Source organism: Terasakiella sp. SH-1 (assembly GCF_004564135.1).
Classification (GTDB): domain Bacteria; phylum Pseudomonadota; class Alphaproteobacteria; order Rhodospirillales; family Terasakiellaceae; genus Terasakiella.
Genome location: NZ_CP038255.1, coordinates 1941749 through 1965382 on the forward strand (window position 1 = coordinate 1941749; position 23634 = coordinate 1965382).

A 23634-nucleotide genomic window follows, 5' to 3' on the forward strand; every position below is an offset into this window, starting at 1 on the left:
TAGGGCAAAAACAGGCCCCCATGAACACCACAGGAGCCTGTTTTAAGATTGAAAACGACAGTTTTATCCGTCCGCGTTCATCTGCTTGATGATTGCTTCCAGGGTTTCAACCGCCTTGTCATTGGCAACCTGACAGGTCCCTGCATTTTCATGACCGCCGCCATTATAGTTCAACATCAATTCTCCAACATTGGTCTGAGACCCCTTGTTGAGAATGGATTTGCCACAAGCAAAGACCGTATTTTGTTTTTTCAACCCCCACAAAACATGGATCGAGATATTGGTATCAGGATAGAGCGCATAAATCATGAAACGGTTGCCCGTATAGATAATATCTTCATTGCGCAGATCCAACACCACCACATTGCCATGAACCTGACTGCAACGTTGCAGCTGTTCAATAAATTTGGGCTGATGTTCATTATACATATCCACACGTTCTTTGACGTCTGGCAATTCAAGGATTTCCTGAATGGACATGCTGGCACAGCTTTCAATCAAATCCATCATCAATTGATAATTGGAAATGCGAAAATCACGAAAACGCCCCAGCCCTGTACGCGCATCCATCAGAAAGTTCAACAGTACCCAGTTTTCAGCCTTGAGAATTTCTTCACGGGAGAACTGGGCGGCATCGCCTTTGTCCACGGCTTCCATCATCTCATCCCAGCTTTCCGGGAATTCACCATGACCGCCATAATAACGCCAAACCACACGTGCCGCAGACGGAGCGTCCGGATCAATAACATGATTTTCAGGATCACCGCCCACACGAACCGTTTCACTCAGGTGATGGTCAAAGGCCAGATGGACCCCATCCACATAAGGCAGGTTGGTCGTGATATCACGATCCGTAATCGCAACCTTGCCATCCTGCATATCCTTTGGATGCACAAAGGTAATCTCGTCAATGAGGTCCATTTTTTTCAACAAAACCGCACAAACCAGACCATCAAAGTCGCTTCGCGTTACCAGTCGAAACTTTTCCCCCATATCACAACTCCTTCTTTCATGCACCGAGGCTTTAATTTCCTCAATGGGTATTACATAATTTGTTTAACGTTATCCTAAAAATAAAACTATTTCAAAGCTTTCCAACTAAATATTTAAAATTTTATATATTTTAAAAAGTTCCAGCGAACATTTTGATACTGGTGATTAAAAGGAAAACCGCAAAAGCTTTTTTCAAATAGGTCGGGTTCACACTATGGGCAATACGTGCCCCCAACGGGGCACACAAAACGGTCATGGGTACGATCAGGACAAACCCCAATAAATTCACATACCCGATAGAGCCAACAGGCAACCCTGCGGCCCCAAAGCCAGAGATAATAAAACCGACCGCACCGGGGATCGCAATCACCAGTCCAATCCCTGATGCACAGGCAACCGCCTTGCGCATGGGGAAATTATAAGCACTCAGGATCGGCACACTGATGGACCCGCCGCCGATTCCCACCATAACCGAGATTGAACCGATGATAAAAGCAAAGACAAATTCAAGGGGCTGACCGGGTAAACCATCACGAAAATGGCCACCTGTTTTTGAAAACAGCATGCGCAAAGCCACAATAAAAGCCAGAATGGAAAACATCACCGTCAGCACCTCCCCTTTCAGGAAAGAGGCTAAAACAGTCCCGGCGATCACCCCGACGACAACACCTGGGGTCCAATTTTTCAACAAGGTCCAGTCCACGGCCCCCTTTTTATGATGGGAGCGCACCGATGACACAGAAGTTGCAATGATTGTGGCCAGTGATGTTCCAACAGCAACAAACATGGAAACATCCGCACTGACACCAAACGTCTGAAACAGGAAATATAAGACAGGAACAATCACAATTCCCCCGCCGACCCCTAACAGGCCAGCCAGAATGCCTGCAACAACACCTGTCGCCCCCAAGGAGGCGACAATTTGCATTAAAAATAAGGGGTCAGAAAATAAATTTGCCAAGTTCTTCCCTTTCAATCGAGCAAGGCGGTCATTTTTGATTCAATTTCGCGCATTTCCATTTAAAAAGCCACGGTTTTTATCCGGCATTATTGCACTGGTAATCTTTTTAAATTACACTTTTGCGATAAAACACCGTTTAACTGGGGATCAATCATGGCAAACGGCGCCGAACTCGACATTTTCAACATTTCCTCTGGCCTGTTAGGCGGGCTTGCAATTTTCCTGTTTGGACTGGAACAACTTTCCGGCGGGCTTAAGGCTGTCGCTGGTGAGAAAATGAAGACCATCCTTGCCAAGCTAACTTCCAACCGCTTTATGGGGATGTTTACAGGCGCTTTTGTCACCGCCATCATTCAAAGTTCATCGGTCACAACGGTTCTTGTCGTCGGGTTCATCAGCGCCGGATTGATGAAACTTTCCCAATCCATCGGGATCATTATGGGGGCGAACGTTGGCACAACCATCACCGCCCAGATTATTGCCTTTAAAATCACCCATTTTGCAATGGTGATGGTGGCTGTCGGCTTTTTCATGTTCTTTTTCAGCAAGATCGACAAAATCAAGCAATATGGCAATATGCTGATGGGGCTGGGCATGGTGTTTTTGGGCATGAACCTGATGTCTGACGCCATGAAGCCCCTGCGCAGCTTTGAACCTTTCCTTGATCTAATGGTCAGTATGGAAAACCCGTTCTTTGGCCTGTTGGTTGGCGCAGCCTTTACCGCTTTGGTTCAATCATCTTCTGCTACAACCGGGATCGTCATTGCATTGGCAACACAGGGATTGCTATCCCTGCCCGGTGGGATTGCCCTGATTTTTGGGGCCAATGTGGGCACCTGCGTGACCGCCATGCTTGCCTCCATCGGGAAACCACGCGAAGCCATCCGCGCCGCTGTCGTCCATGTCCTGTTCAACATTGCCGGGGTGTTGCTCTGGATTGGTTTTGTAGATCAACTGGCAAGTGTTGTGCGTGATATTGGTGGGGACACCAGCGGCACAGCGCGAGACATCGCCAATGCCCATACAATTTTTAACGTCGCCAATGCCATCCTGTTCATCTGGTTTGTTACCCCATTTGCCAGACTGGTCGAACGGCTGGTCCCCCTGGAAGACAAAGACACAGGCCCGTCTGTTAAGCCCAAATACCTTGAAGAGGATATTATCTCCACTCCCTCCATTGCCTTAAATGCCGTGCGTCTGGAAATTGGTGAACTGGGGCGCCACGTCCAAAGAATGATGGGAAGTATTTTACCTGCCACACTTAGCGGCACACGCGGTTCTTTGGATAAAGTGGCTGATCTGGATGAAAATGTCGATCAGCTCCATATGTCGATCATTAAATATGTGCGCAAAATCGGTGCTCAATCCCTTGGGGAAAATGATATGCGCGAGGTTGTGCGCCTCATGTCAGCTGCCAATCATGTGGAAAATATTGGCGATATTATTGAACGCGATCTTGTGGAAATCGGCAAGCACCGTATTGAAGAAAAAATCACCGTCAGCCCACAAACAACCCATTTGCTCAAATCCTTCCACGGTAAAGTCGAAGAAGCTCTGGACCTTGCTCTGGAAGCCCTTCACACAGATGACCCGGATGTGGCACGCAAAGTCATCGCCATGAAAGGCCCCCTGACCCATGAAGCCAAACATATCACCAAACATGGGGCTGAACGCCTGATGCAAGACGGCGAAAACCGCCATTATTCCTATTCACGGGAAATGGAAACCGTAGAACGCCTGCGCCGTATTTACTATTTTGCCAAACGCATTGCCAAAGGGGTTATTGCCAAGGCTGAGGAAATTGAACGAGAAAACTGGGAAGAAGATAAAAACCTGTCTGAAATGCAGGCTCTAAGCGCTGAGTAACAGCCCCTATAGGCATCACCCCCTACCCCATCACGCGTTCAATTTTTTCCAGTAAGGCATCAGTTTTAAAAGGCTTGATCAAATAACTGGATGCCCCGGCCTTTTTGGTTTGATGGACAATTTCCTGGCGTTTTTCAGCAGAAATAATAATCACGGGAAGCTGTTCCAGCTGTTCATCCGCCCGAATGGCATTCAGCAATTCTGTCCCTGACATAGGTTCCATATTCCAGTCAGTGATCACTAGATCGCATTCACCTTTTCGGACCTCTTCCAACGCAAGCTCAGCAGAATTGAATTCCTGCACATTTTCAAAACCCAAAATTTCCAATTGTGAGGCAATTGCCAAGGTCATGACTTCATAATCATCGACAATGATAATTTTAGAATCTTTATCAACCGCCATTTAACTCCCTCAAGTCCCTAGAAATAATCTTTTTAGTTTAAATACATACATTATTTTTACCACAAATAAGATTGAAACACGAGATCAAACCACGCCTTGTGTATTGCAGTCTTGTTACATTTCACCCCAGTTTAGAGTCGACCCTTCCCCAAGAACGCGATACATATGCCTGCATGAACAAAGAACTTAATATAGAAATTTTTCTGGTTGCCGTCCCCGGTCTGGAAGATGCCTTGCTCAATGAAACCCGTGCACACGGATTTCGCAGTCCAAAGCGCAGCAAAGGCGGCATTACAATTGAAGGACGCTGGCATGATGTGTGGCGTGCCAATCTTGTCTTGCGCGGTGCCAGCAAGGTTTTGGCCCGTATCGGTTCGTTTCGCGCCATGCATCTGGCACAGCTGGATAAACGGGCGCGTAAATTTAACTGGTCCGATTTCCTGCGCCCGGATGTGCCTGTGCGCATTGAAGTTAGCTGTAAAAAATCCAAGATCTATCATCAAAAAGCCGCAGCCCAACGCATAGAGCGCGCCATCACAGAAGAACTCGGCGCGCCTGTTTCTGCGGAAGCTGAGATTTGCATCAAAGTGCGCATCCTTGAAGACCTCTGCACCATCAGCATTGATACCTCCGGTGAGGGCCTGCATAAACGCGGTCATAAAGAGGCCCTGAACAAAGCCCCCATGCGCGAAACATTGGCTTCCCTGATCCTGCGCCAATGTGGCTTTGATGGAAGTGAGCCCGTCATTGATCCCATGTGCGGGTCCGGCACCTTTGTGATGGAAGCCGCTGAAATGGCAAGCCAACTGGCGCCGGGGCGCAGTCGTAGCTTTGCCTTTGAACAGCTTGTCACCTTTGATCCGGCCCGCTGGCATGAGATCAAAGACAAACAAACCTCTCTACAACCATCTGTACATTTTTACGGGTTTGATCGCGATGGCGGGGCCATTCAACGCAGCCAAGCCAATGCAAAACGTGCAGGCATCACGGAAAGCTGCACCTTTACCCGTCAAACCATCAGCCAACTCAAAGCCCCCGACGGGCCAAAAGGGCTCATCGTCATCAATCCCCCTTATGGCGTACGTATTGGCGAGGTCAAGAAGCTTTTCCCGCTCTATCAATCCTTAGGCAATAAGTTAAAAGATGGGTTCTCTGGCTGGCGTGTCGGGATTGTCACCAATTCAGATAAACTGGCCAAAGCAACCGGACTGAAATTTAACAACACCAAAACCGCCTTTTCCCATGGCGGGATACGTGTCACGCTCTATCAGGCTGAGCTTTAGGACTTATGAGGATGTGGCCGTATAGGGACAAGTTTATAGCCGTTTTCAGCCCAGCCCTCTGTGCCTGCTGGAAACCAATATACTTTCCCATATCCCAGTAAGCTTGCCCGTTTGACCGCATTCCACGACATCCAGCAGTCCTTTAAGCAAAAAAAGACCAAGGGTTGCTGTTGATCACCTTTGCTAAAAGTCTCTAGCCCCTGTTTAAAATAAGCCTTCTGTTTTGGCGTTAAGGCCCCACGGCCCACATCCGGCAACCATTGACTGTTGGGAATGCTTCTACGTGGGCGAATCGTCAACCAGTCCCCATCAATCCCATCGGTTAAAAAACCATTTGCACTGATAACATCAATGAAAACAGCCTGCCCCTTTTCGTGCATAGCCTGTGCCTGTTCCACACTCAGCACTTGCCCCCCCGGCACACGATCAGGCACAGGGGCCTTATAACGGTTCATGCGAAACCCATCAGGCAAGGGCACTGTGGCAACACAGGCAGAAACCATCAAAGTAAAAACGAGAACCAGCCTTTTCATTTTTTGCCCCCTTTCTGCATCAACCCCTTCGCCGGGTCATAGCCAATAATGGCAATGACAATAAACAATAGGGTCGCAGCACAAGTAATACCCAATGCCTCAGGGTTAAATTTACCATAAAGGGCAAAGCGGATCATCTCCACCGCATAGGTAAAAGGATTGACGTGACAGATTTGCACCAGAAACTCACTGGATTCTGCAATTTTCCATAACGGATACAGGGCAGAAGACAGAAAGAACATGGGGAAAATGACAAAATTCATAATCCCGGCGAAATTCTCCAGCTGCTTGACCCAGGAAGACAGCACCATCCCCAAGGCCCCCAACATGACACCGGTTACAATCAACACCGGGAAAATGCGCACATACCCATCCAGCGGCAATTCAATTCCAAAAGAAAACGCAATTGCCAGAAAGACATAGACTTGCAAGATGGAAACCAGTGCCCCGGCGATCAGTTTGCTTGATAACAAAAACCAGCGCGGCATGGGGGATGTCATCAGCACCCGCATACTCCCCATTTCCCGGTCATACACCATGGAAAGGGAGCTTTGCATGCCATTAAACAACTGGATCATCCCCAACAGGCCGGGGATAATATAAACCTCATAGGTGATATAGGTTTCATAAGGCGGGATGATCGAAACCCCAAGCGCAGCACGAAACCCTGCGGCAAACACAAACAGCCACATCAAAGGGCGTACAAGGGCGGCAAAAAACCGCTCACGCTGTTGTAAAAAACGCAATAACTCGCGTGTCACCACCCCTGAAAAACAGACCCAATATTGGTTCATAAGGCCCCCTTGTCTTGCGTAAAATTCACAAAGGCAGCTTCCACAGAGCCATATTCACCACAAAGCTGTTCAACTGAATTTGTGGTTTTAATCTCCCCCTGATGCAGGATCACCACATCATCGCCCATTGCAATTTCATCAATCAAATGGGTTGCCCATAAAACGGCGATATTGTCATCGCGACAAAGCTGATGGACATGTTCCACAATATTTTTGCGTGTAGGCACATCCAGCCCGACGGTAGCTTCATCAAGGAGTAGGATTTCCGGTTTATGCAGCAAGGCACGTGCGATCTCCACCCGGCGTTTATGCCCCCCATTCAGCTGGCGGACCTTTTCATGGCGACGTTCAAACATATCAAGGCGAGTGAGTTCCTTTTCAATCCGCTCATTGGTTTCTTTGCGCGCCAAACCATGAAGAGAAGCTGCATATTTCAGGTTTTGCACAACAGTTAGGTCCAAATCCAGCGTGGTTTGCTGGAACACCACCCCAATCCTGGCCAATGCCGAACGGGTCTGCTTGCTGATATCCACCCCATCAATACACAGGCGACCTTCCTGCGCAGAAATCAGAGCTGTTGCAATCGAAAACAGGGTGGATTTCCCCGCCCCATTGGGACCGAGTAATGCCGTCACCCTGCCCTTTTGCAAATCAAAACTGATTGAACGCAAAGCGGCCTTCCCATTCCCGTAAGAATAGGAAAGCCCCTCTACCTGAAATACAGACCCGTTTTTTTGTGTCATTTACGGCTTCACCGCCACACCCCAAGGGTAGCGCCCAACTTTAACAGACTTAATCGCCTTGAGCGTATCCACATCCACCAATGAGATATCCCCGCTAACCCCATTGGTGGTCAGCAATTGTTTTTCACCGGGCAGGAATTCCATATGCCAGACCCGACGGCCTACAAGGATATATTTTTCCACCTCAAAAGTCTTGCGGTTGACCACAGCCACATGGTTTGCCGGGCCAAGCGCGATAAAGGCATATTTGCCATCAGATGTCAGGCGCATGCCCACAGGCTGCACGCGGTCTTGGTGAATGCCCTTGATGGCAAACTTAATCTTTTTCTTAATGGTGAAATTTTCCGTCTCAATCACAGAGACCGTCCCACCGATTTCAGAAGATGCCCACAACAGGCTGTCATCCTGTTCAAACACGGCATAACGCGGGCGTTGGTCAACCAGTGTATTTTCAAACAGCTCATTTTTCGCTGTATCAATCCAATGGACCATATTGGTGGTTTCTGATGTGGTAATCGCCCATTTACCATGATGGCTAACGGCCATACCTTCTGGTTCCACCCCCACATCAATCTGGGCCAGAACCTCAGAACTTTCCACATCCACCACGGTTGTCAGCGCATCATCTTCATTAGCGATATAAAGGCGGCGGTTATCTGGATGCAGTGCAAACAATTCCGGGTCCGCCCCTGAGGGCAATTCCCCAATTTTCTTTTCCGTTGCCGTATCATAAACTTCCACCGTGTCATCATCAGATGTACAGATGAACAGCTTTTTATTATCCTTGCTTAAAATAATCCCGCGCGGGCGTTGACCAACTTCGATTGTGCGCACCACTTCCATGGTTTTACTATCCAAAATGGAAACCGTATCGTCTTTTTCGTTAGAGACATAAATGGTCGCCGCCGTTGCCATGGTAGAGGCCATCAAGGTAGCACTAAAAGCGGATAAAAAGAGTTTCTTCATTGTGATGAATCCATTTTACAAGTCGTTTCCGGCTGATCAAAGCCAAGGGTATCAAGTTCATTTGATTGATGCATAAAGCCTTCCAGCGGCGGTTGTGCCACCAGCGAACGCGCAGCCGTCACCGCAACAGGTTGGCGCAATTGCCCACTCCAGCTGCGATAAGACAGTTTACGCCCCTTAAAGGCTGCCAGTTCAAATTCCGATCCACGGATATAGGCATTGAGTGTTTTATAATCGTTTGATTTGGTGCGCGTTGCCGCCTCACCAATCGTGCGCACCGCCGCCCAGGCCGCATAATCACGCCCGATCATGCGGCGTTTGGCTTTTTTATAAAAACGTTTTTGAAGCTGGGCTGCGCCCCATTGTTCCACCGTCCAGTACCAGGCCGTGGGAAATAAACCTTGCGTGCCAGCCACCGGGCGCGGATCAAAGGTGCGATACATCATATATTCCCCAAAATCGCCCAACTCATCAGCCACCATCAACACATCATAGTCTTTGCCTTGCGTTAAAAGCGGGACTTCGGCCTGGGCCGTGCGTCGTGCATCACGTCCGCCATCCCATTTCTTATCGACAACAATCTTGGCACCAAATTTTTTGGCAGAACGTTTCAAGGAGGCTGCAAACAGCTGATCGCCTTCGCGCTGCCCGGCAATCAAAAACCATTTATTCCAGCGTTTCTTGACCAGATATTGCGTCAAGGCATCGGTTAACATGGCACGGGAAGGAATGGTATGCAGGACGCGTTTGTCACAAGCATTCTGGCGTAAATCATTGGCCTGTGCCTGCACATTAAAGAACAGAACATCTGTCTCTTTTACCCCGTCCACAACCTTCTTGAAAACCTTGGCAGGCAGGTCAAGGATCAGCAGTTTATGACCTTTGTCGATCATCGCTTTTACCGCAGCAACCGCATCTTCATCTTCGCGCAGGCGGGCATCTTCCACACTGAAAGACTGCTTTAAAAAGCGCCCTGTCGTGTTGTTATCTTTCAGGGCAACCTTCACCCCTTGCCACCCCAGATCATCAGGGCGTTCTTCAATATTGGAGAGAACCGGCGGCATTTCCATTTCCTGCGAAACATAAGCCATCCGGATATCTAACTTATCCTGTGCCCATGCACTGCTTACCATGGTTAGAAACAGGGCCAAAGCCCCACTTAATAAAGAACGCATTAGGTCCTCAAATTTACAACTTTCATTTCAGCTATTAGAGCAACGCATGACAGACCCTACAACTCTACCTTTGTCGAATGGAACCATACAAACCATCTTGATAAAGTTTGTGAAAATGAAATAACTAACTTTGAAAACAGGACTCAGATATGTTTGTCAAAAAACGCCTTCTTTCTTTTGCTGCCGCCTTCACACTGGGTGCCGTCGCCCTGACTTCCATGGCTGATGCCAAAGGTTATCTGGCACGTAAATCCGTTGAACTGCCCGATCTGGTTCTGGGCACAGATGAAGCGGGCTATCAGGTCAGCACAAAGGAATATAACCTGGAAACAGGCAAGTCCTATGCGCTTAAAATCATCAGCTCCGGACGTAAAGAATATGCGATGACAGGCGATGATTTCTTCAACTTCATCTGGCTGCGCAAAGTCGAAGCAGGTGGTATGGAAATTAAGGCCACACATCTTTATGAACTGGAATTTGAAGATGAAGGCGAAGCTGAAATTTACTTCGTGCCGATCAAGCCGGGTAAATACATCCTCAAGGCTGAAGGTCTTGAAGCAAAAGGTACATTCACAACAATCAATGTGAAATAATGCCAAAACGTTTCACGGCCCTCATCACAGCAGCCTTACTTGCCTGCCTCCCTTCCATATCTGAGGCAGGCAGTATTGTGGTGCACAATAACTCAGCCCATAAGATCAAGGTGGCCTCTATTGGGGGCAGTGGAACTGTTGAGCCAAACAGCAGCAAGACCATTGACTTCAAAAACGAAGAAAATGGCGCAGATATTAACATCTGGTGGCTTAAGAACGCACGGGAACTCTGCCAAATCTACACCCCATGGGACCGCACCATCCGGGTGAGTGGGAAATACACCATTGCCTGCCTTTCCAGAAATTGAATAACTCGTCCGAAAGTCGAATATGAAAAGTTTTTTGCACGTGCTAACTTCAAATCATCGAGCAGCTAAAATCCCTAACCGTTCGATCTATGACGTCACAAGTTTTTTGACACTCATAGCCTCCCTGTTAATACTTGTATGCGCAAGTCCACGCGTTGGGCTTGCGCTTTCTTTTGATGAAATTCAGGATAAAGGCGAAATCATCATCGCCGTTTACCGCGACTTCCCACCCTTTTCCTATAAAGAAAAAGGTAAGATGAAAGGCGTGGATGTGGATATCGCTAAACATATCGCCCAAAAACTTGATGTACGCCTCAACCTAATTGAACAAACAGCCGATGAAAGCGTCGATGATGATTTGCGCAATGCCGTCTGGAAAGGCCATTATCTAGGAGGGCTTGTAGCTGATGTGATGCTGCATGTGCCTTATGACAGCCAGCTTGCCAAACGTAACGACCTTGTGGTGCTGTTTGGCCCCTATTATCGCGAAGACATGGTACTGGCTCGTGATATCAAAAAGGTCGGCAAGGATGCTACACTGGCCGTGTACCGTTATGAAAAAATCGGGGTGGAGCTGGATTCACTGGCTGATATGTATCTGTCCGGGGCCTTTGGTGGCACTATTCGCAAGAATTTAGTCCATTACACCACGACCTATAAAGCGGCTGATCACATGATTGCCGGGGAAACTCACGGGCTAATGGGACCACGCAGCCTTGTAGAAGGCGCTATTGGTTCCCATAAAGATAAATATGATATCGGCAAAGTCCCCACACCGGGCCTGATCAAGGATAACTGGCTGATTGGAGCCGCTATTAAAAACACCTACCGCCAATTAGGGTACGCCGTGGGCGACATCATCGGTGAGATGGTGCGCAGCGGCAAGATCAAAGAAATCTTTGAAAAGCATGGATTGAGCTACACCCCGCCACCAGACAGTTTTTACAATTAAGGAATCGTGTGATGAAACGCTTTCTTGCCAGCACCATCATAAGCCTTTGTGCCCTCAGTCATGCCCATGCAGGCTCTATCCCCAAAGACCCCTGGCAATCACCCATGTGGGAATATTTGGCAGCCGAAACCTTTGGCAAAACCGCTGATATCCGTGTGGATGAACGCATAAAGATCTATGCGCCCTTAAATGCTGAAAGCAATTTCACCGTACCCGTCTCTGTGGATGCCAGTGGGATCAAAGGGGTGGAAGAGATTGTGCTTTTGACCGACCTCAACCCCTTCCCCATTGCCGCACGTTTTTATCCAAAATCGGCCAAAGCCTATTTCGCCACGCAGGTGAAGCTTAATGAAGGCAGCGTCATTCACGCGGTTGCCAAACTGCCAGATGGCAGCTGGGCCATGAGCGGGACATTTGTCTGGGCCCAAGGTGGGGGCTGTGCGGCCCCCAGTGTGCAAATGGCATCCTCAGACTGGTCTGATCATTTACTGGAAGTTCAGGCCAAGGTCTGGCCGACAGATGATAATCACAACCGCCTGCGCCTGCGTATTCGCCACCCGATGGATACGGGCCTCTCGGGCAATGTGGCGACCTTCATTTTAGAAGAGGTCAATGTCTATGATGCAGAAGAAAACCTGCTGACCCGATTTGAACCGAAAGAACCCATCAGTGAAGACCCGATCTTTACTTTTGAGCTGCCAAAAACAACGGGCAACCTGCGCATCACCGGGCGCGATAACAATGGCAATGAATTTGATGTGAAGGTGGCAACACAATGAAATTTCTCGGCGCACTGATTGCACTGTTTCTCTATTCACAAACGGGTCTAGCAAAGGAGTTAACCTACAACCTGACCCCGATAGAGGTCGCCAAAGATGTTTATTTTTTCATGGGGGAAAAACAATATTTCAGCCGTGAGAACGGGGGGAACATTGTCAATACAGGCTTCATCATTGGCACAGATAGTGTGATCGTCATTGATAGCGGCCCCTCTCTTCGCTATGGCAACGAAATGAAACGCGCCATTGGCAAAATCACGCCCAAACCTGTACGCCACCTGATTCTCACCCATCATCACCCGGATCATTTTTTCGGTAACAGTGCCTTTGATGGGGCGGATATCTACGCCTTGCCAGAAACCCTTCAAGCCATGAAAACCGAAGGCGATGGCCTGTTGGAAAATATGTTCCATATGGTCGGTGACTGGATGATGGATACAGAAATCAAACTGCCCAATAAAACGGTCAATGTCTCAAAAGCCAGCATGGCGGGGCGCAATTTACGCTTTATCCCGCTGCAAGGTCATACGGTTGGGGATTTGGCCATTTTGGATGAACAAACAGGTACACTCTTTGCCGGTGATCTGGCTTTTTATGAACGCACGGCCACCACGCCGCATGCCCATCTCCACGATTGGTATGCCTCCCTTGATATCTTAATGGACATTCCTTTTAAGACGGTTGTTCCCGGTCATGGCCCTATTGACCGGGATGGGCGCTCCCTGCGTCAGACATTGGATTATCTGCAATGGCTGGAAACCGTCTTAAAAAACGCGGCACAAAACGGATTGGAAATGACAGAAGCCATGCGCCTTGATATCCCGGACCGTTTTCAACAGCTTGCCCTTCATCGCGATGAGTTTCAACGTTCTGTCTCGCACCTGTGGGCGGGCATTATGAAAGAAACCCTGCCCCTGCTTCCTTCTGAACTCGACTAAAGTCGAATACGGTTTTGACTTAAATCAACGCGTAAAAAACCAAATTCGACTTTTTGCCAATTGTTCAAAAAGCCCCCGTTTTCCCATACTGAAAAATATGGGAGAGGCATTTTCTCTACTGACTTTATTTAAGATTTTTAGAACCCCATGAAAGGGAGATGTGGATGAAACGGGCATTATTGGCCACAGCTGCTGTAAGCATGCTTGCGGTATCTGCTTTTGCAACAGACGCCAAGGCTGGCGTCACAAATGATGAAATTCTCAACGACCATAAAAACACCAAACAGGTTGTTACAGATGGTATGGGCCTGCAAGCACAACGCTTCAGCCCGCTGAACCAGATCAACAAGAAAACCATTTCCAAGCTGGTTCCAGCCTGGAGCTTCTCTTTTGGTGGTGAAAAGCAACGCGGTCAGGAAGCGCAGCCGCTTGTGGCTGATGGTGTGATGTATGTGACGGGTTCTTACTCTCGCATGTTCGCCATCGACGTCAAAACAGGTGAAGAACTGTGGCAGTATGATGCGCGTCTTCCCGATGGCATCATGCCATGCTGTGACGTGATCAACCGCGGTGCGGCCCTTTACGAAGACATGGTTTACTTCGGCACACTGGATGCAAAAATCGTCGCACTGGACGCCAAGACAGGTAAGGTAAAGTGGAAAAAGAAAGTTGGCGATTACAAAGCCGGCTATTCTTTGACAGCCACACCGCTGATCGTTGAAGGCAAGGTTGTGACAGGCGTTTCCGGTGGTGAATTCGGTATCGTCGGTAAAGTTGAAGCCCGCGATGCGAAGACTGGTAAACTGGTTTGGTCACGCCCGACTGTTGAAGGCCACATGGGGACGCTCAATGGTAAAGAGAGCACCATGACAGGTACGAAAAACGCGACCTGGCCGGGTGACATGTGGAAATACGGTGGTGGTGCAACTTGGCTCGGCGGCACGTACGACCCTGAAACACGCCAGCTGTTCTTCGGTACAGGTAACCCCGCGCCGTGGAACTCCCACCTGCGTCCTGGCGACAACCTTTACACAGCATCCCGTCTGGCCATCGACATTGATACAGGCGAAATCAACTGGCACTATCAAACAACACCGAACGACGGTTGGGACTTTGACGGTGTGAACGAAGTTGTGTCTTACAACCTTGATGGCAAGAAACTGGCAGCAACCGCTGACCGTAACGGTTTCTTCTACGTTCTGGACCGCACAAACGGTAAACTGCAAAATGCAACACCGTTTATCCGTGACATCACATGGGCAAAATCTATCGACCTTAAGACAGGTCGCCCGAACTACGCATCTGATGGCCGTCCGGGTAACCCGGCTGACACCAAAGATGGTAAAAAAGGCAAGTCCATCTTCTCTATCCCGTCCTTCCTGGGTGGTAAAAACTGGATGCCGATGGCTTACAGCCCGAAAACAGAAATGTTCTACGTCCCCTCAAACGAATGGGGCATGGACATCTGGAACGAGCCGGTATCCTACAAAAAAGGTGCTGCTTACCTCGGTGCTGGTTTCACCATCAAACCGTTGTTTGAAGATTACATCGGTTCTTTGAAAGCGATTGACCCGCGTACAGGTAACATCAAGTGGGAATACCGCAACAACTCCCCGCTTTGGGGTGGTGTCATGACAACGCCTGAGCTGGTTTTTACCGGCACACCGGAAGGCTACCTGAAAGCGTTTGACGCACAAACAGGTAAAGAAGTTTGGAAATTCCAAACGGGTTCCGGCATCGTGGGTTCCCCGATCACTTGGGAACAAGATGGCGAACAGTATATCTCTGTTGTCTCAGGTTGGGGCGGTGCTGTTCCGCTCTGGGGTGGCGACGTAGCTAAACGCATTAAAAACCTGAACCAAGGTGGTAGCGTTTGGGTCTTCAAACTGGTCAAGTAAGACGTAAAAGCTACAGGCTTTAACTACGTTGTTTGAAAGAGGGTGGTACCAAAGTCGGGTATCACCCTCTTTCTTTTTTTAACCAACCCCAGTGATTTCTGGTAAAATGACCTGACTTGCGATACAACTGGTGTTAAATACCCAAGAAAAAATATCTTGCAGGAAGGCTGAACAACGTATGTATAAATTTCTTGTCGCTGATGACCATCCCCTGTTTCGCGATGCCTTGAAACAGGTCATTGACGGACGCTGGGATGATGCGGAAATCGTCGAAGTATCCGATCTCGATTCTGCTCAAGAAGTGGCACAAAATGATGACGACCTGGATATGATCCTGCTGGATCTGAACATGCCCGGTGCAGAAGGTTTTTCCGGCCTGCTCAGCCTGCGTAATTACGCCCCGATGCTGCCTGTGGTCATCGTATCAGCTGAAGAAAGCCCGGATGTGATCCAGCGTGCCCTGACCTGTGGGGCGTTAGGCTTTATTCCAAAATCATCGTCAAAAGAACGTATTGGCGAGGCTATTCAGGCCGTTTTATCTGGTAATTCATTTGTGCCACCGGAACTGGCCGAAGCTATTGAAGAAAAACGTCGCTTGGATGATGAGTTACGGGAAAAAGCGGCCCTGCTCACACCTGCAGAACTCGGCGTTCTCAAACTGCTTACAGAAGGCAAACCAAACAAGATCATCGCGTATGAACTGGATATCAAAGAATCCACCGTTAAAGCGCATATCTCCCAGATTTTACGCAAACTCGGCGTTCACAGCCGCACACAGGCTGTTTTAGTCGCCAAAAACCTGACCTTTTAGGGGTGATGTCATCCTCGCGAATGCAGGGATCTCTATAAATCAGAAAGAGTTACGGAACGGGTCCATCTGCTCACCAGGATATTGTGCGTTAAATAAGCTGATCTCATCTTCAAGAATGATCATAAACCTGTAATATTTCCTCGACACTCGCATCCTTTTCAGCAGCTTCTTTCAAAGCTTGGGAATTCAAACTATTCGAGTTCGGCAAGCAAGTTGAAACCAGATCAACACAGCGATTATGAAAATCTGTGCAGTTTCTCTCATGTTCACTTGTCCCAACTTTTTCCTTCAAGTCAGACTACGCTAAATCGAAATGTTTAGTCACTCCGATTTTGTAAGCCAAGAAAACTAACATTTCGTGTGGCCCACCAAAGTGGGACACGTCACAGATCACGTCTTATTCTGCAGCATGTGAGGTTGGGCCTAGTTGGGAAAGGACGGTTTCTTTTAAGCCTTCTGACAAATTAGTTATGGAACCGACTTTCAGTTTTTTTCGGGCTTTTTCGGGGTTTCCCAGTGACATCTGGATATCGCCTCCCCTTGCAGGGTAGCGGTCAATCGACGGGGTAAAGCCTGCGATTGTTGCAATCGCTTTTGCCAACTGGTTGATGCTTGTCGTTTGTCCGGTGCAAACATTAAACACATCGGCTTCAGTGGTGGTTCGCTCCATTGCAGCGACGAGAAAACGCACGACATCACCGACATAGACAAAATCACGCACCTGTTGCCCATCTCCAAAAATTTTTAACGTCTTTCCAGCGAGCAACCGATCAATAAAAATGGATATCACACCGGAATAAGGTGATTTTGGATCTTGCCGTGGGCCAAAGACATTAAAAAAGCGCAAGCCTGTCGTCGGCACACCATGAATTAATCCAGCGACTTTTGCATGATATTCACACCCTAGTTTGTCAGCACCATAGGCACTTAGCGGGCGTGTACGATCTGTTTCACTTAACGGCACATTGGCATTATCCCCATAAACAGCAGCAGAAGAAGCATAGACAACCGGAACTTTTCGTATTCTAGCCACATCAAAAATATTGATGGTGCCGCTCAGGTTTACTTTATGTGTTTGCGGCCAATCTTCTATTGATTTTTCAACAGAGGCAATGGCGGCAAGATGAAAACAGCCGTCAACCCCAGCCATAGCCTTTTCAACATCCTGATAATCAGCTACATCCCCCACCTGTAAATCAATCCCATCCATCAAGTTTTCTCTTTTTCCAGTGCTTAAATTATCCAGCACCACAACTGAATGACCTCCTCTAAGGAGTGCCTCACATAAATGGGAACCAATAAACCCACATCCGCCAGTTACCAGATATTTTGCCATTTTTTTCTCCTTTGAATATGTTTACTCAAGGAATTGCAAATGGCTTGCCACAACATAAGATATTGATATAAAAAGAAATTACAAAAGAAACTTCTCAAAATCATCTCGCAAAATTTAAAACGAGTCGCATTCTGAGAAAAATAAACTGGCAACAAATTTGCTGGTTATCTCCCAACACTCATTCATTACGGGAGATTTCCAATGGACAAATCACAACAAACAATCTGGCAACTACTCGATAGTCGCCAACCTGGTGGTATTGAAAGCCATATTCTTGAACTTTGCATCGGCTTGAAAGAGGCTGGCTGGGCTGTCAAAGTCGTTTTTTTGACAGATTATGGTCGCCATCCCCTCAAAGAACAGCTTGGGGCTCATTCCATTGCCTATAAATGTCTGGACGGTAAAGCAAACAGCCTATGGGAAGCCCTGTCAGATGAAAAACCACTGGTCCTTCATACCCATGGTTATAAGGCCGGTTTTTTAGGACGGTTTTTTGGCAATTTTCACCGCGTTCCGGTTATTTCTACCTATCATGCCGGGGAAGAAACCAAAGGGAAACTGGCGCTTTATACTTTTTTGGACCGCCTGAGTGCACCACTGTCCACCCCGATTGCGGTAAGCAAGCAAATTGCAAAGAAACTGCCCAAAAAAACCCACTGCATTAACAATTTCGTCTCAATCCCAGATCATAGCCCCACTCCTTATCAAGGTCGCGTGGCCTTTGTGGGTCGCCTATCAGAAGAAAAGGGGCCAGACCTGTTTTGCAAAATTGCCCAACGTAGCCCTCAGCTGTCTTTTCACCTTTATGGTGATGGTCCAATGAGAAAAGAGTTAGAAGAAACCTATGGCAATCACGTCACCTTCCACGGTCAGGTCAATATGGAAGACCATTGGCAAAACATTGACCTTTTATGCATGCCATCGCGCTTTGAAGGGCTTCCAATGGCGGCACTGGAAGCGATGGCTAGATCCATTCCTGTCTTAGCCTCAAATGTCGGGGCCTTTCCCGTCTTGATTGAGCAGAACCAAACAGGCTGGGTTCTGCCTTTAGAGCAATTATCCGAATTCAACACAGCCCTAAACCATTGGCACCATATGGATACACACTTGCGCCAGATGATTGGGCAAACAGCACGTCAGAAAGTCAAAGCCCTTTATAGCCCACAGGCTATCATCCCTCAGATCGAAGAAATCTACCTTCAAGCTGCAGGGGAATAAGATGACACCTGCACCTTATCCCCTGCTCACACTCTGGGCCTGTTTGATCAGTGCGCTCTACCGCCCTGTGGTCATTGATTTTGAAACAGGGGGACTGGCGCAGGTTCTCTCAAATGGTATGGGGGCAAACTATATTGTCTGGTTCTCCCTCCTTACCGGGACAATTTTGCTGAAAAGGCACCCTATTCATATCCCAGTTACGGTTTTATGGCTGGCTTTGGCCTTGATGCTTTATCCATCGGCAACCTTGTCCTGGATTGCAGCCAGCTTCATTGCCCTGCACCTGTTTCTTTACAGCCACAAAAGCATGGCTGCCCTTCTGTTACTCGCGGCATGCCTCAGGGAACCGCTAACAGCTGTTCTAATGAAAATTTTTGCCGGAAACATTCTCGGTTTTGATGCGCTGTTAGCCAACATAGCCTTAACCCTTATGGGGCAAAATGCCTTGTTAAACTCAAACATTATCATGGTAGATGCTGCACAGCCCCTCTTAATTTTGACGGGCTGTTCCGTCTTTGCCAACCTGTCCTACATCAGCCTTTTATGGTTGAGCCTTCATGTCTTTTTTGACTGTAAGATCACCCCGACAAGCTGGATTTTATTGATAGGGGTAACTGGTTTAACCTTGGCCTCAAATGCCTTTCGCCTTGCTCTCATGACCCCATCCCAGGAAGCCTACCTTTTCTATCATGATGGGATGGGCAGTCAATTTTTTGAATGGGGATTAATGGTTCTGAGCCTTATCATCATCGTCGGGGGGTGCCATTATGCCAAACGTCCATAAACCCTACCTATTCTTGTTGGTTCTGGTCTTTTCAACGTCGCTCTATTTCAAGACATCAGGGTCTGTTCCATCGACAGAAACAGAAAGTTATCAACTGGATCACAACGACCTGACCCTGACCAACAGTATAAAGCCGGTGAACCGAGGCAATTTCACCATTCATTTTTATGAAAGCCAGTCCTGTCTTGGCCTGCTTGCAGTCATCGCCCTGAATAAAAATGAAGAAGGGGCTGCGATTTTAGCCTATTACCTGAAACGTCCCCTGTCTGATATTCAATTTATATTCAAAGGCAAGGTTTATAATCATTTTCCCGCCTTCTCTTACTGGCTATCTTCTCTTCACCCGTGGCAAGCCCCCTCTTATGTATGGGCCGTTAAAGAATTTGGCCGTTGCAAATTGATAGAGAACATTAACTGGGCACACATTTAAACTCTCATTTTGCGATTTTCTCATTTTGCAACATTGAAATCCCCCCTTTATTCGCTGAAATTTCTGGCATGAGCCTTGCGCTAATCTCTTTAAACAAACAAGGAGGTTTCCATGCGTATGACTTATCACCTCGCCGTCTCTAGCATCGGCATTGTCTTTTTCACTCAAGTTGCCCAGGCCCAGGAAGCAATTACCCATGTGGAATTGGAAGACGGTTTGCTCTCCTCCATCCAAACTGCCCTGCCCGAACGCAGCAACGTGGATATGGATTTTCTCAACCCGTCCTACGACCCCACCATCCGCTTTAGTCAGGACACTCAAGTTGGTGTCACCTTTATTGATGAGGGTGCTGGTTATCGCAACAGTCTGGGATATTTCACCTTTAATGATAACACGTTTGACAATCTCTCCTTTGGCGATATCGACACCAACAACAACGGTATGGTGACGATTGGGGAACTGTCGAACCTGAATGGTGTGAACACTGGCATGATTTTCAATAATGCCTCAAAAGCGGGTGGTGGTGGAAACTTGCGTGCCGGAGACACCGTTGTTTTGGGGGGTGGAACAGCCATTGCCAATGGCACGGATTTCTCCATGGAAAATGGCACCACTTTTTCTTCGGGCACCAATATGGGCTTCTTCCTGTTGCAAAACGCCTATTCCCGAAGCGGCGTGAACGAAAATGCCATGACGATGTATAGTGTTGACTTCCTCAATCCGGAAAATACCGCCAGCGCGACTTATGATGATGTTGCAGGAAATTCCCGTCACGTCGCCATGATGTTTACTGATTATGAACAAGACGAACTGGTACTGGCCTATGAAGACCTGTATCGCAATGCCTACAGCGACGAAGATTTCAATGATGCAGTCTTTCGCATTCGTACCGATCCTGTTGAGGCCATATCAGGTACAAATGTCACCATTATGGCAGCTCCAGCCCCCGGACTGGGGGGCGGTTTGGCCGGATTAATTGGCCTCACGGGTGTTTTTGCCCTCACTCGCAGAAAACGGAGTGATGATCAATGACACTCCTTAAACGCCTGCCCCCCGCCCTGCAACAGTCTGCCATTTACGCACTGGCTCTAGCTGGAGCCAAAGGCATTTCATTATTGATGGTGCCGATTTTCACGCATTATCTTAGTCCAGCAGATTATGGACGTTTAGATGTTTTGCAAACATTGGCCGATATCCTGAGCATCATTATCGGGCTGGGGCTTGCTGATACTTTATTTAGATTTTGTAACGACGAGCGCCTTTCCAAAGCCGGAGAAACTGCCGCCCAGCTTTACGGGCTCGCCTGGGTGATTGCAATTTGTTCCTTTATCCTCACGCAACTTGCCGCCCCGCTGATTACCAAAGCCTTGCCCGGTAATATTACTCTCACTCAAACCCGACTGATCTTAACCAGCCTGTCTCTATCCGGGACGATCCTTGTCCCCCTTGCCTGGTTGCGTTTTAGAGGGAAAGCCTTTCTTTTCTTAGGCGGCAGTCTTGGGCGCACAACCTTTCAAGCCTTGCTTGCCACCCTGTTTTTGATGGCAGGCTTTAGCGTCACGGGTTTTGTCATGGCTGGCTTTATTGCCTGTGTCTCCCTCTCTCTATTCTTGGGATATATCCAACTTAAAGACACAGGCATTCGATTTAGCTTCACTGCCATAAAAACCTATGGTCCTTATGGGGGGCCACTGATTTTTGCAGGTTTTGCGGGCTTTATCCTGGGCAGTTTTGATCGCTGGATCTTGGCAGAAACCATCGGTACAGCAGAAATGGCCCAATATGCATTGGCCGCCAAATTCGGCCTGATTACAGCTGTCTTGATCCAACCCTACGATATGTGGTGGCATGCCAAACGCTTTAGTGTCCTGACCCAACCAAATGGGCCAGCTCGCTGTGCTCATTATTCAACGATTGCCATGATGGTCGTCTGTAGCGCCTCCCTCATCGTTTGTGCGATCTCACCGCTCTTAATCACATGGCTGACACCACAGACATATCACCAGTCTATAGCCTATGTGCCTTATCTCGTGTTATTTGCCGCCTTGCATAATCTGACACAGACATTGGGCTTTGGTATTTACACCGAAAAGACGACCCGCCTGCCCGCCCTGATTGACGGGGGTAGTGCCGTAATTGCCTTGATTGCCTATTTCAGTCTGATCCCACCTTTTGGCATTACGGGGGCCATTGGGGCCACCTTCATTGCTTTAAGCCTGCGTTTTCTGATCACCATCTTTATGGCACAAAAAACATATTATCTGCCCTATTCTATCTGGAAATTAAGCATATTTGCTGGATATAGCTTGCTTTCAGGGACCTTCATCAGTTTTGCCCCAAATATGCACTGGCAAACAGGTCTCGGGCTTTTGACCCTTAGTGGGGTCGCGCTGCTTGGCTTTTTATTCAACCTGATCACCTTTCCAGAGAAACGCCATGACCTTGCCGAGACTGCATAGGCGTTTTACGCAACTTTTATGTGCCCTTATCGGCTGTCTGATCATTTGGGGAGCGTGGCTGGTCCTGCCCCATCCAGTACTTGTCGTTGCCTTGGCCCTGGTTCCGGTGGTGGGTTTCATTGCCCTTAAATTCCCTTTTTTAATGGTCTTAGGCTTCGTTATTTTTTCTTTTTTCCGCATTCACGAAGTTTTCCCCCAACTTTATCCGCTACGCATTCCCCAGTTACTTGCCATGGGGACCCTGGCATCACTTGCCTTTAACTTCACCACCCAGCGCATTAAAATTTATTGGCGTGATGAACTGAGTGTTTTCATGATTTTTTTCAGCCTTGTCACCATAGGTGTCTTTCTTGCCACCAATCGCAGCGAAGCCATGGGCAGTTGGAGTGGGACCTACGTTAAAATCATGATTATGGTTTTTGCCATTGCCTGGCTGTCTCAGTCCATTCGCTCCTTTGCCATTTTGATATACAGTATGCTGGGGGCTGGCGTTGTGGTGGGGGCTGTAACCTTATCCAATAAAATCAAAGGCATCGGACTTGTCGAAGGTACACGGGTTACAATTGGGCGTGATATCGGTTCCATGCTAGGAGATCCCAATGACCTAGCCCTTGTTTTACTGTTCCCCGCCTCCTTTGCCCTTGCCCTAATCTTTACGCCTAAGTCAGGATGGCTGGCAAAACTTTGCGGTATTTTATGTTTCATAACCGTGCTCAGCGCCATCATCGCCACCCAAAGCCGAGGTGGCCTTTTGGGCATCACCGCCGTCATGTCGGTCTTTGGCTATCGTAAAATTAAAAACAAGGCATTATTCTTTTCCTTAGGAGGCATTGCCTTAGTCTGTCTTTTTATTCTTGCCGGTGTCAGTGATCGAGCCTCCGGCGGGGCACATGAAGAAGGCATTGATGAATCAGCCATGGGACGCATCCATGCCTGGAATGCGGCTATCGGCATGGCCTTACACCACCCTCTCACCGGGGTGGGGATTAATAATTTTCTATCCAATTATTATATGTATAGCGATTTTTGGGATGGGAAAAACCATGCGGTCCATAGCACATGGTTTGGTGTTTTGGCAGAAACCGGGCTTCTTGGTCTTCTGATCTTTTTAGGGTTGATTTTCCTGTTATTGCGCAATGGGCTAAACACCATGAACCGTTTACAAAACCACCCCAGCCCTATTGCCAATGCCATGGCACAGGCTGTTTTTGCCGGGCTCATCGGTTTTTGTACCTCCGGCACCTTCCTGACCATGGGATTTACCTGGCCTGTTTATATCCTGTTGTCCTTAAGTGTCGCAATTTCACATTTCGCACAATCTCATTCTCCTATTGCTTCGCAAAATGCGACAACCCCAACCACACAAAAACATAACACGTTGAAATAAAACAATTTTTAAATCGGCACGCTC

The 23634-nt window shown here is 48.0% G+C and carries 24 protein-coding genes; 15 read left to right on the forward strand and 9 right to left on the reverse strand.

The features are described 5' to 3' along the window. Positions 1 to 63: 63 nt before the first annotated feature. Together E4K71_RS08965 and E4K71_RS08970 are read right to left on the reverse strand one after the other, a co-directional pair. Entirely contained in the window at positions 64 to 993 is a 930-nt protein-coding gene (locus tag E4K71_RS08965; RefSeq protein WP_135078774.1) for an exopolyphosphatase, read from the reverse strand. A 130-nt stretch (positions 994 to 1123) separates the two neighbouring features. After that, positions 1124 to 1954: a sulfite exporter TauE/SafE family protein gene (locus E4K71_RS08970; RefSeq protein WP_240796778.1), complete on the reverse strand. Its 831-nt coding sequence runs from the start codon at positions 1952 to 1954 to the stop codon at positions 1124 to 1126. A gap of 153 nt (positions 1955 to 2107) precedes the next feature. Between E4K71_RS08970 and E4K71_RS08975 the strand changes: the two genes are divergently transcribed. Continuing rightward, positions 2108 to 3820, forward strand: coding sequence for a Na/Pi cotransporter family protein (locus tag E4K71_RS08975; protein WP_135078776.1), 1713 nt, complete (start codon positions 2108 to 2110; stop codon positions 3818 to 3820). A 22-nt stretch (positions 3821 to 3842) separates the two neighbouring features. Here the strand turns inward: E4K71_RS08975 and E4K71_RS08980 are convergent, their stop codons facing one another. Continuing rightward, on the reverse strand, positions 3843 to 4223 hold the full coding sequence (locus tag E4K71_RS08980) for a response regulator (protein WP_135078778.1): 381 nt from the start codon (positions 4221 to 4223) through the stop codon (positions 3843 to 3845). Between the two features lie 173 nt (positions 4224 to 4396). On the opposite strand from E4K71_RS08980, the gene E4K71_RS08985 reads away from it, so the two are divergent. After that, positions 4397 to 5506, forward strand: a complete 1110-nt coding sequence (locus tag E4K71_RS08985) for a class I SAM-dependent RNA methyltransferase (protein ID WP_135078780.1) — start codon at positions 4397 to 4399, stop codon at positions 5504 to 5506. Here E4K71_RS08985 and E4K71_RS08990 read toward each other — a convergent pair. Genes E4K71_RS08990 through E4K71_RS09010 form a run of 5 tightly spaced genes read right to left on the reverse strand, consistent with a single transcriptional unit; the run spans position 5503 to position 9717 of the window. Next, positions 5503 to 6039 (reverse strand): rhodanese-like domain-containing protein, encoded by a 537-nt coding sequence (locus tag E4K71_RS08990; RefSeq protein ID WP_135078782.1) that lies wholly within the window; start codon positions 6037 to 6039, stop codon positions 5503 to 5505. The genes E4K71_RS08985 and E4K71_RS08990 overlap by 4 nt on opposite strands. Continuing rightward, positions 6036 to 6833 carry an ABC transporter permease gene (locus E4K71_RS08995; protein ID WP_135078784.1) on the reverse strand — a complete coding sequence of 266 codons (798 nt, stop codon included), beginning with the start codon at positions 6831 to 6833 and terminating at the stop codon, positions 6036 to 6038. The genes E4K71_RS08990 and E4K71_RS08995 overlap by 4 nt, the downstream gene beginning before the upstream one ends. Further along, complete coding sequence (locus E4K71_RS09000) at positions 6830 to 7576, reverse strand: ABC transporter ATP-binding protein (protein WP_135078786.1); 747 nt, start codon at positions 7574 to 7576, stop codon at positions 6830 to 6832. Before E4K71_RS09000 ends, E4K71_RS08995 begins: the two co-directional genes overlap by 4 nt. Further along, complete coding sequence (locus E4K71_RS09005) at positions 7577 to 8542, reverse strand: PQQ-dependent catabolism-associated beta-propeller protein (protein WP_135078788.1); 966 nt, start codon at positions 8540 to 8542, stop codon at positions 7577 to 7579. Further along, on the reverse strand, positions 8539 to 9717 hold the full coding sequence (locus E4K71_RS09010) for an ABC transporter substrate-binding protein (RefSeq protein ID WP_135078790.1): 1179 nt from the start codon (positions 9715 to 9717) through the stop codon (positions 8539 to 8541). Before E4K71_RS09010 ends, E4K71_RS09005 begins: the two co-directional genes overlap by 4 nt. Before the next feature lie 149 nt (positions 9718 to 9866). On the opposite strand from E4K71_RS09010, the gene E4K71_RS09015 reads away from it, so the two are divergent. The 7 genes from E4K71_RS09015 (at position 9867) to E4K71_RS09045 (ending at position 15996) form a co-directional block, all read left to right on the forward strand. Next, entirely contained in the window at positions 9867 to 10310 is a 444-nt protein-coding gene (locus E4K71_RS09015; protein WP_135078792.1) for a copper-binding protein, read from the forward strand. Beyond that, the gene (locus E4K71_RS09020) at positions 10310 to 10618 is read left to right on the forward strand and encodes a hypothetical protein (protein WP_135078794.1); all 309 of its coding nucleotides are present in this window, start codon (positions 10310 to 10312) and stop codon (positions 10616 to 10618) included. Before E4K71_RS09015 ends, E4K71_RS09020 begins: the two co-directional genes overlap by 1 nt. A 40-nt stretch (positions 10619 to 10658) precedes the next feature. Beyond that, positions 10659 to 11570 carry an ABC transporter substrate-binding protein gene (locus tag E4K71_RS09025; protein WP_167730401.1) on the forward strand — a complete coding sequence of 304 codons (912 nt, stop codon included), beginning with the start codon at positions 10659 to 10661 and terminating at the stop codon, positions 11568 to 11570. Between the two features lie 11 nt (positions 11571 to 11581). Then, positions 11582 to 12349: a quinoprotein dehydrogenase-associated SoxYZ-like carrier gene (locus tag E4K71_RS09030; RefSeq protein WP_135078798.1), complete on the forward strand. Its 768-nt coding sequence runs from the start codon at positions 11582 to 11584 to the stop codon at positions 12347 to 12349. Then, entirely contained in the window at positions 12346 to 13287 is a 942-nt protein-coding gene (locus E4K71_RS09035; protein WP_135078800.1) for a quinoprotein relay system zinc metallohydrolase 1, read from the forward strand. Before E4K71_RS09030 ends, E4K71_RS09035 begins: the two co-directional genes overlap by 4 nt. 164 nt (positions 13288 to 13451) lie before the next feature. Beyond that, complete coding sequence (locus E4K71_RS09040) at positions 13452 to 15185, forward strand: PQQ-dependent methanol/ethanol family dehydrogenase (RefSeq protein ID WP_135078802.1); 1734 nt, start codon at positions 13452 to 13454, stop codon at positions 15183 to 15185. 178 nt (positions 15186 to 15363) lie between these two features. After that, positions 15364 to 15996: a response regulator transcription factor gene (locus E4K71_RS09045; RefSeq protein WP_135078804.1), complete on the forward strand. Its 633-nt coding sequence runs from the start codon at positions 15364 to 15366 to the stop codon at positions 15994 to 15996. A 397-nt stretch (positions 15997 to 16393) separates the two neighbouring features. Here the strand turns inward: E4K71_RS09045 and E4K71_RS09050 are convergent, their stop codons facing one another. Continuing rightward, positions 16394 to 17332 (reverse strand): NAD-dependent epimerase/dehydratase family protein, encoded by a 939-nt coding sequence (locus tag E4K71_RS09050; protein WP_135078806.1) that lies wholly within the window; start codon positions 17330 to 17332, stop codon positions 16394 to 16396. Between the two features lie 201 nt (positions 17333 to 17533). On the opposite strand from E4K71_RS09050, the gene E4K71_RS09055 reads away from it, so the two are divergent. From E4K71_RS09055 to E4K71_RS09080, 6 genes are all read left to right on the forward strand, one after another. Beyond that, positions 17534 to 18550, forward strand: a complete 1017-nt coding sequence (locus tag E4K71_RS09055) for a glycosyltransferase family 4 protein (protein ID WP_135078808.1) — start codon at positions 17534 to 17536, stop codon at positions 18548 to 18550. Position 18551: 1 nt separating this feature from the next. Next, positions 18552 to 19334, forward strand: coding sequence for a hypothetical protein (locus tag E4K71_RS09060; RefSeq protein ID WP_135078810.1), 783 nt, complete (start codon positions 18552 to 18554; stop codon positions 19332 to 19334). Further along, positions 19318 to 19764: a hypothetical protein gene (locus E4K71_RS09065; RefSeq protein WP_135078812.1), complete on the forward strand. Its 447-nt coding sequence runs from the start codon at positions 19318 to 19320 to the stop codon at positions 19762 to 19764. Before E4K71_RS09060 ends, E4K71_RS09065 begins: the two co-directional genes overlap by 17 nt. Positions 19765 to 19875: 111 nt before the next feature. Further along, positions 19876 to 20796 (forward strand): DUF4114 domain-containing protein, encoded by a 921-nt coding sequence (locus E4K71_RS09070; RefSeq protein ID WP_135078814.1) that lies wholly within the window; start codon positions 19876 to 19878, stop codon positions 20794 to 20796. Then, the gene (locus E4K71_RS09075) at positions 20793 to 22223 is read left to right on the forward strand and encodes an oligosaccharide flippase family protein (RefSeq protein WP_135078816.1); all 1431 of its coding nucleotides are present in this window, start codon (positions 20793 to 20795) and stop codon (positions 22221 to 22223) included. The genes E4K71_RS09070 and E4K71_RS09075 overlap by 4 nt, the downstream gene beginning before the upstream one ends. Next, a complete protein-coding gene (locus E4K71_RS09080; RefSeq protein ID WP_135078818.1) occupies positions 22201 to 23610 on the forward strand; it encodes an O-antigen ligase family protein in 1410 nt (469 codons plus the stop codon). The genes E4K71_RS09075 and E4K71_RS09080 overlap by 23 nt, the downstream gene beginning before the upstream one ends. Positions 23611 to 23634 lie beyond the last annotated feature (24 nt).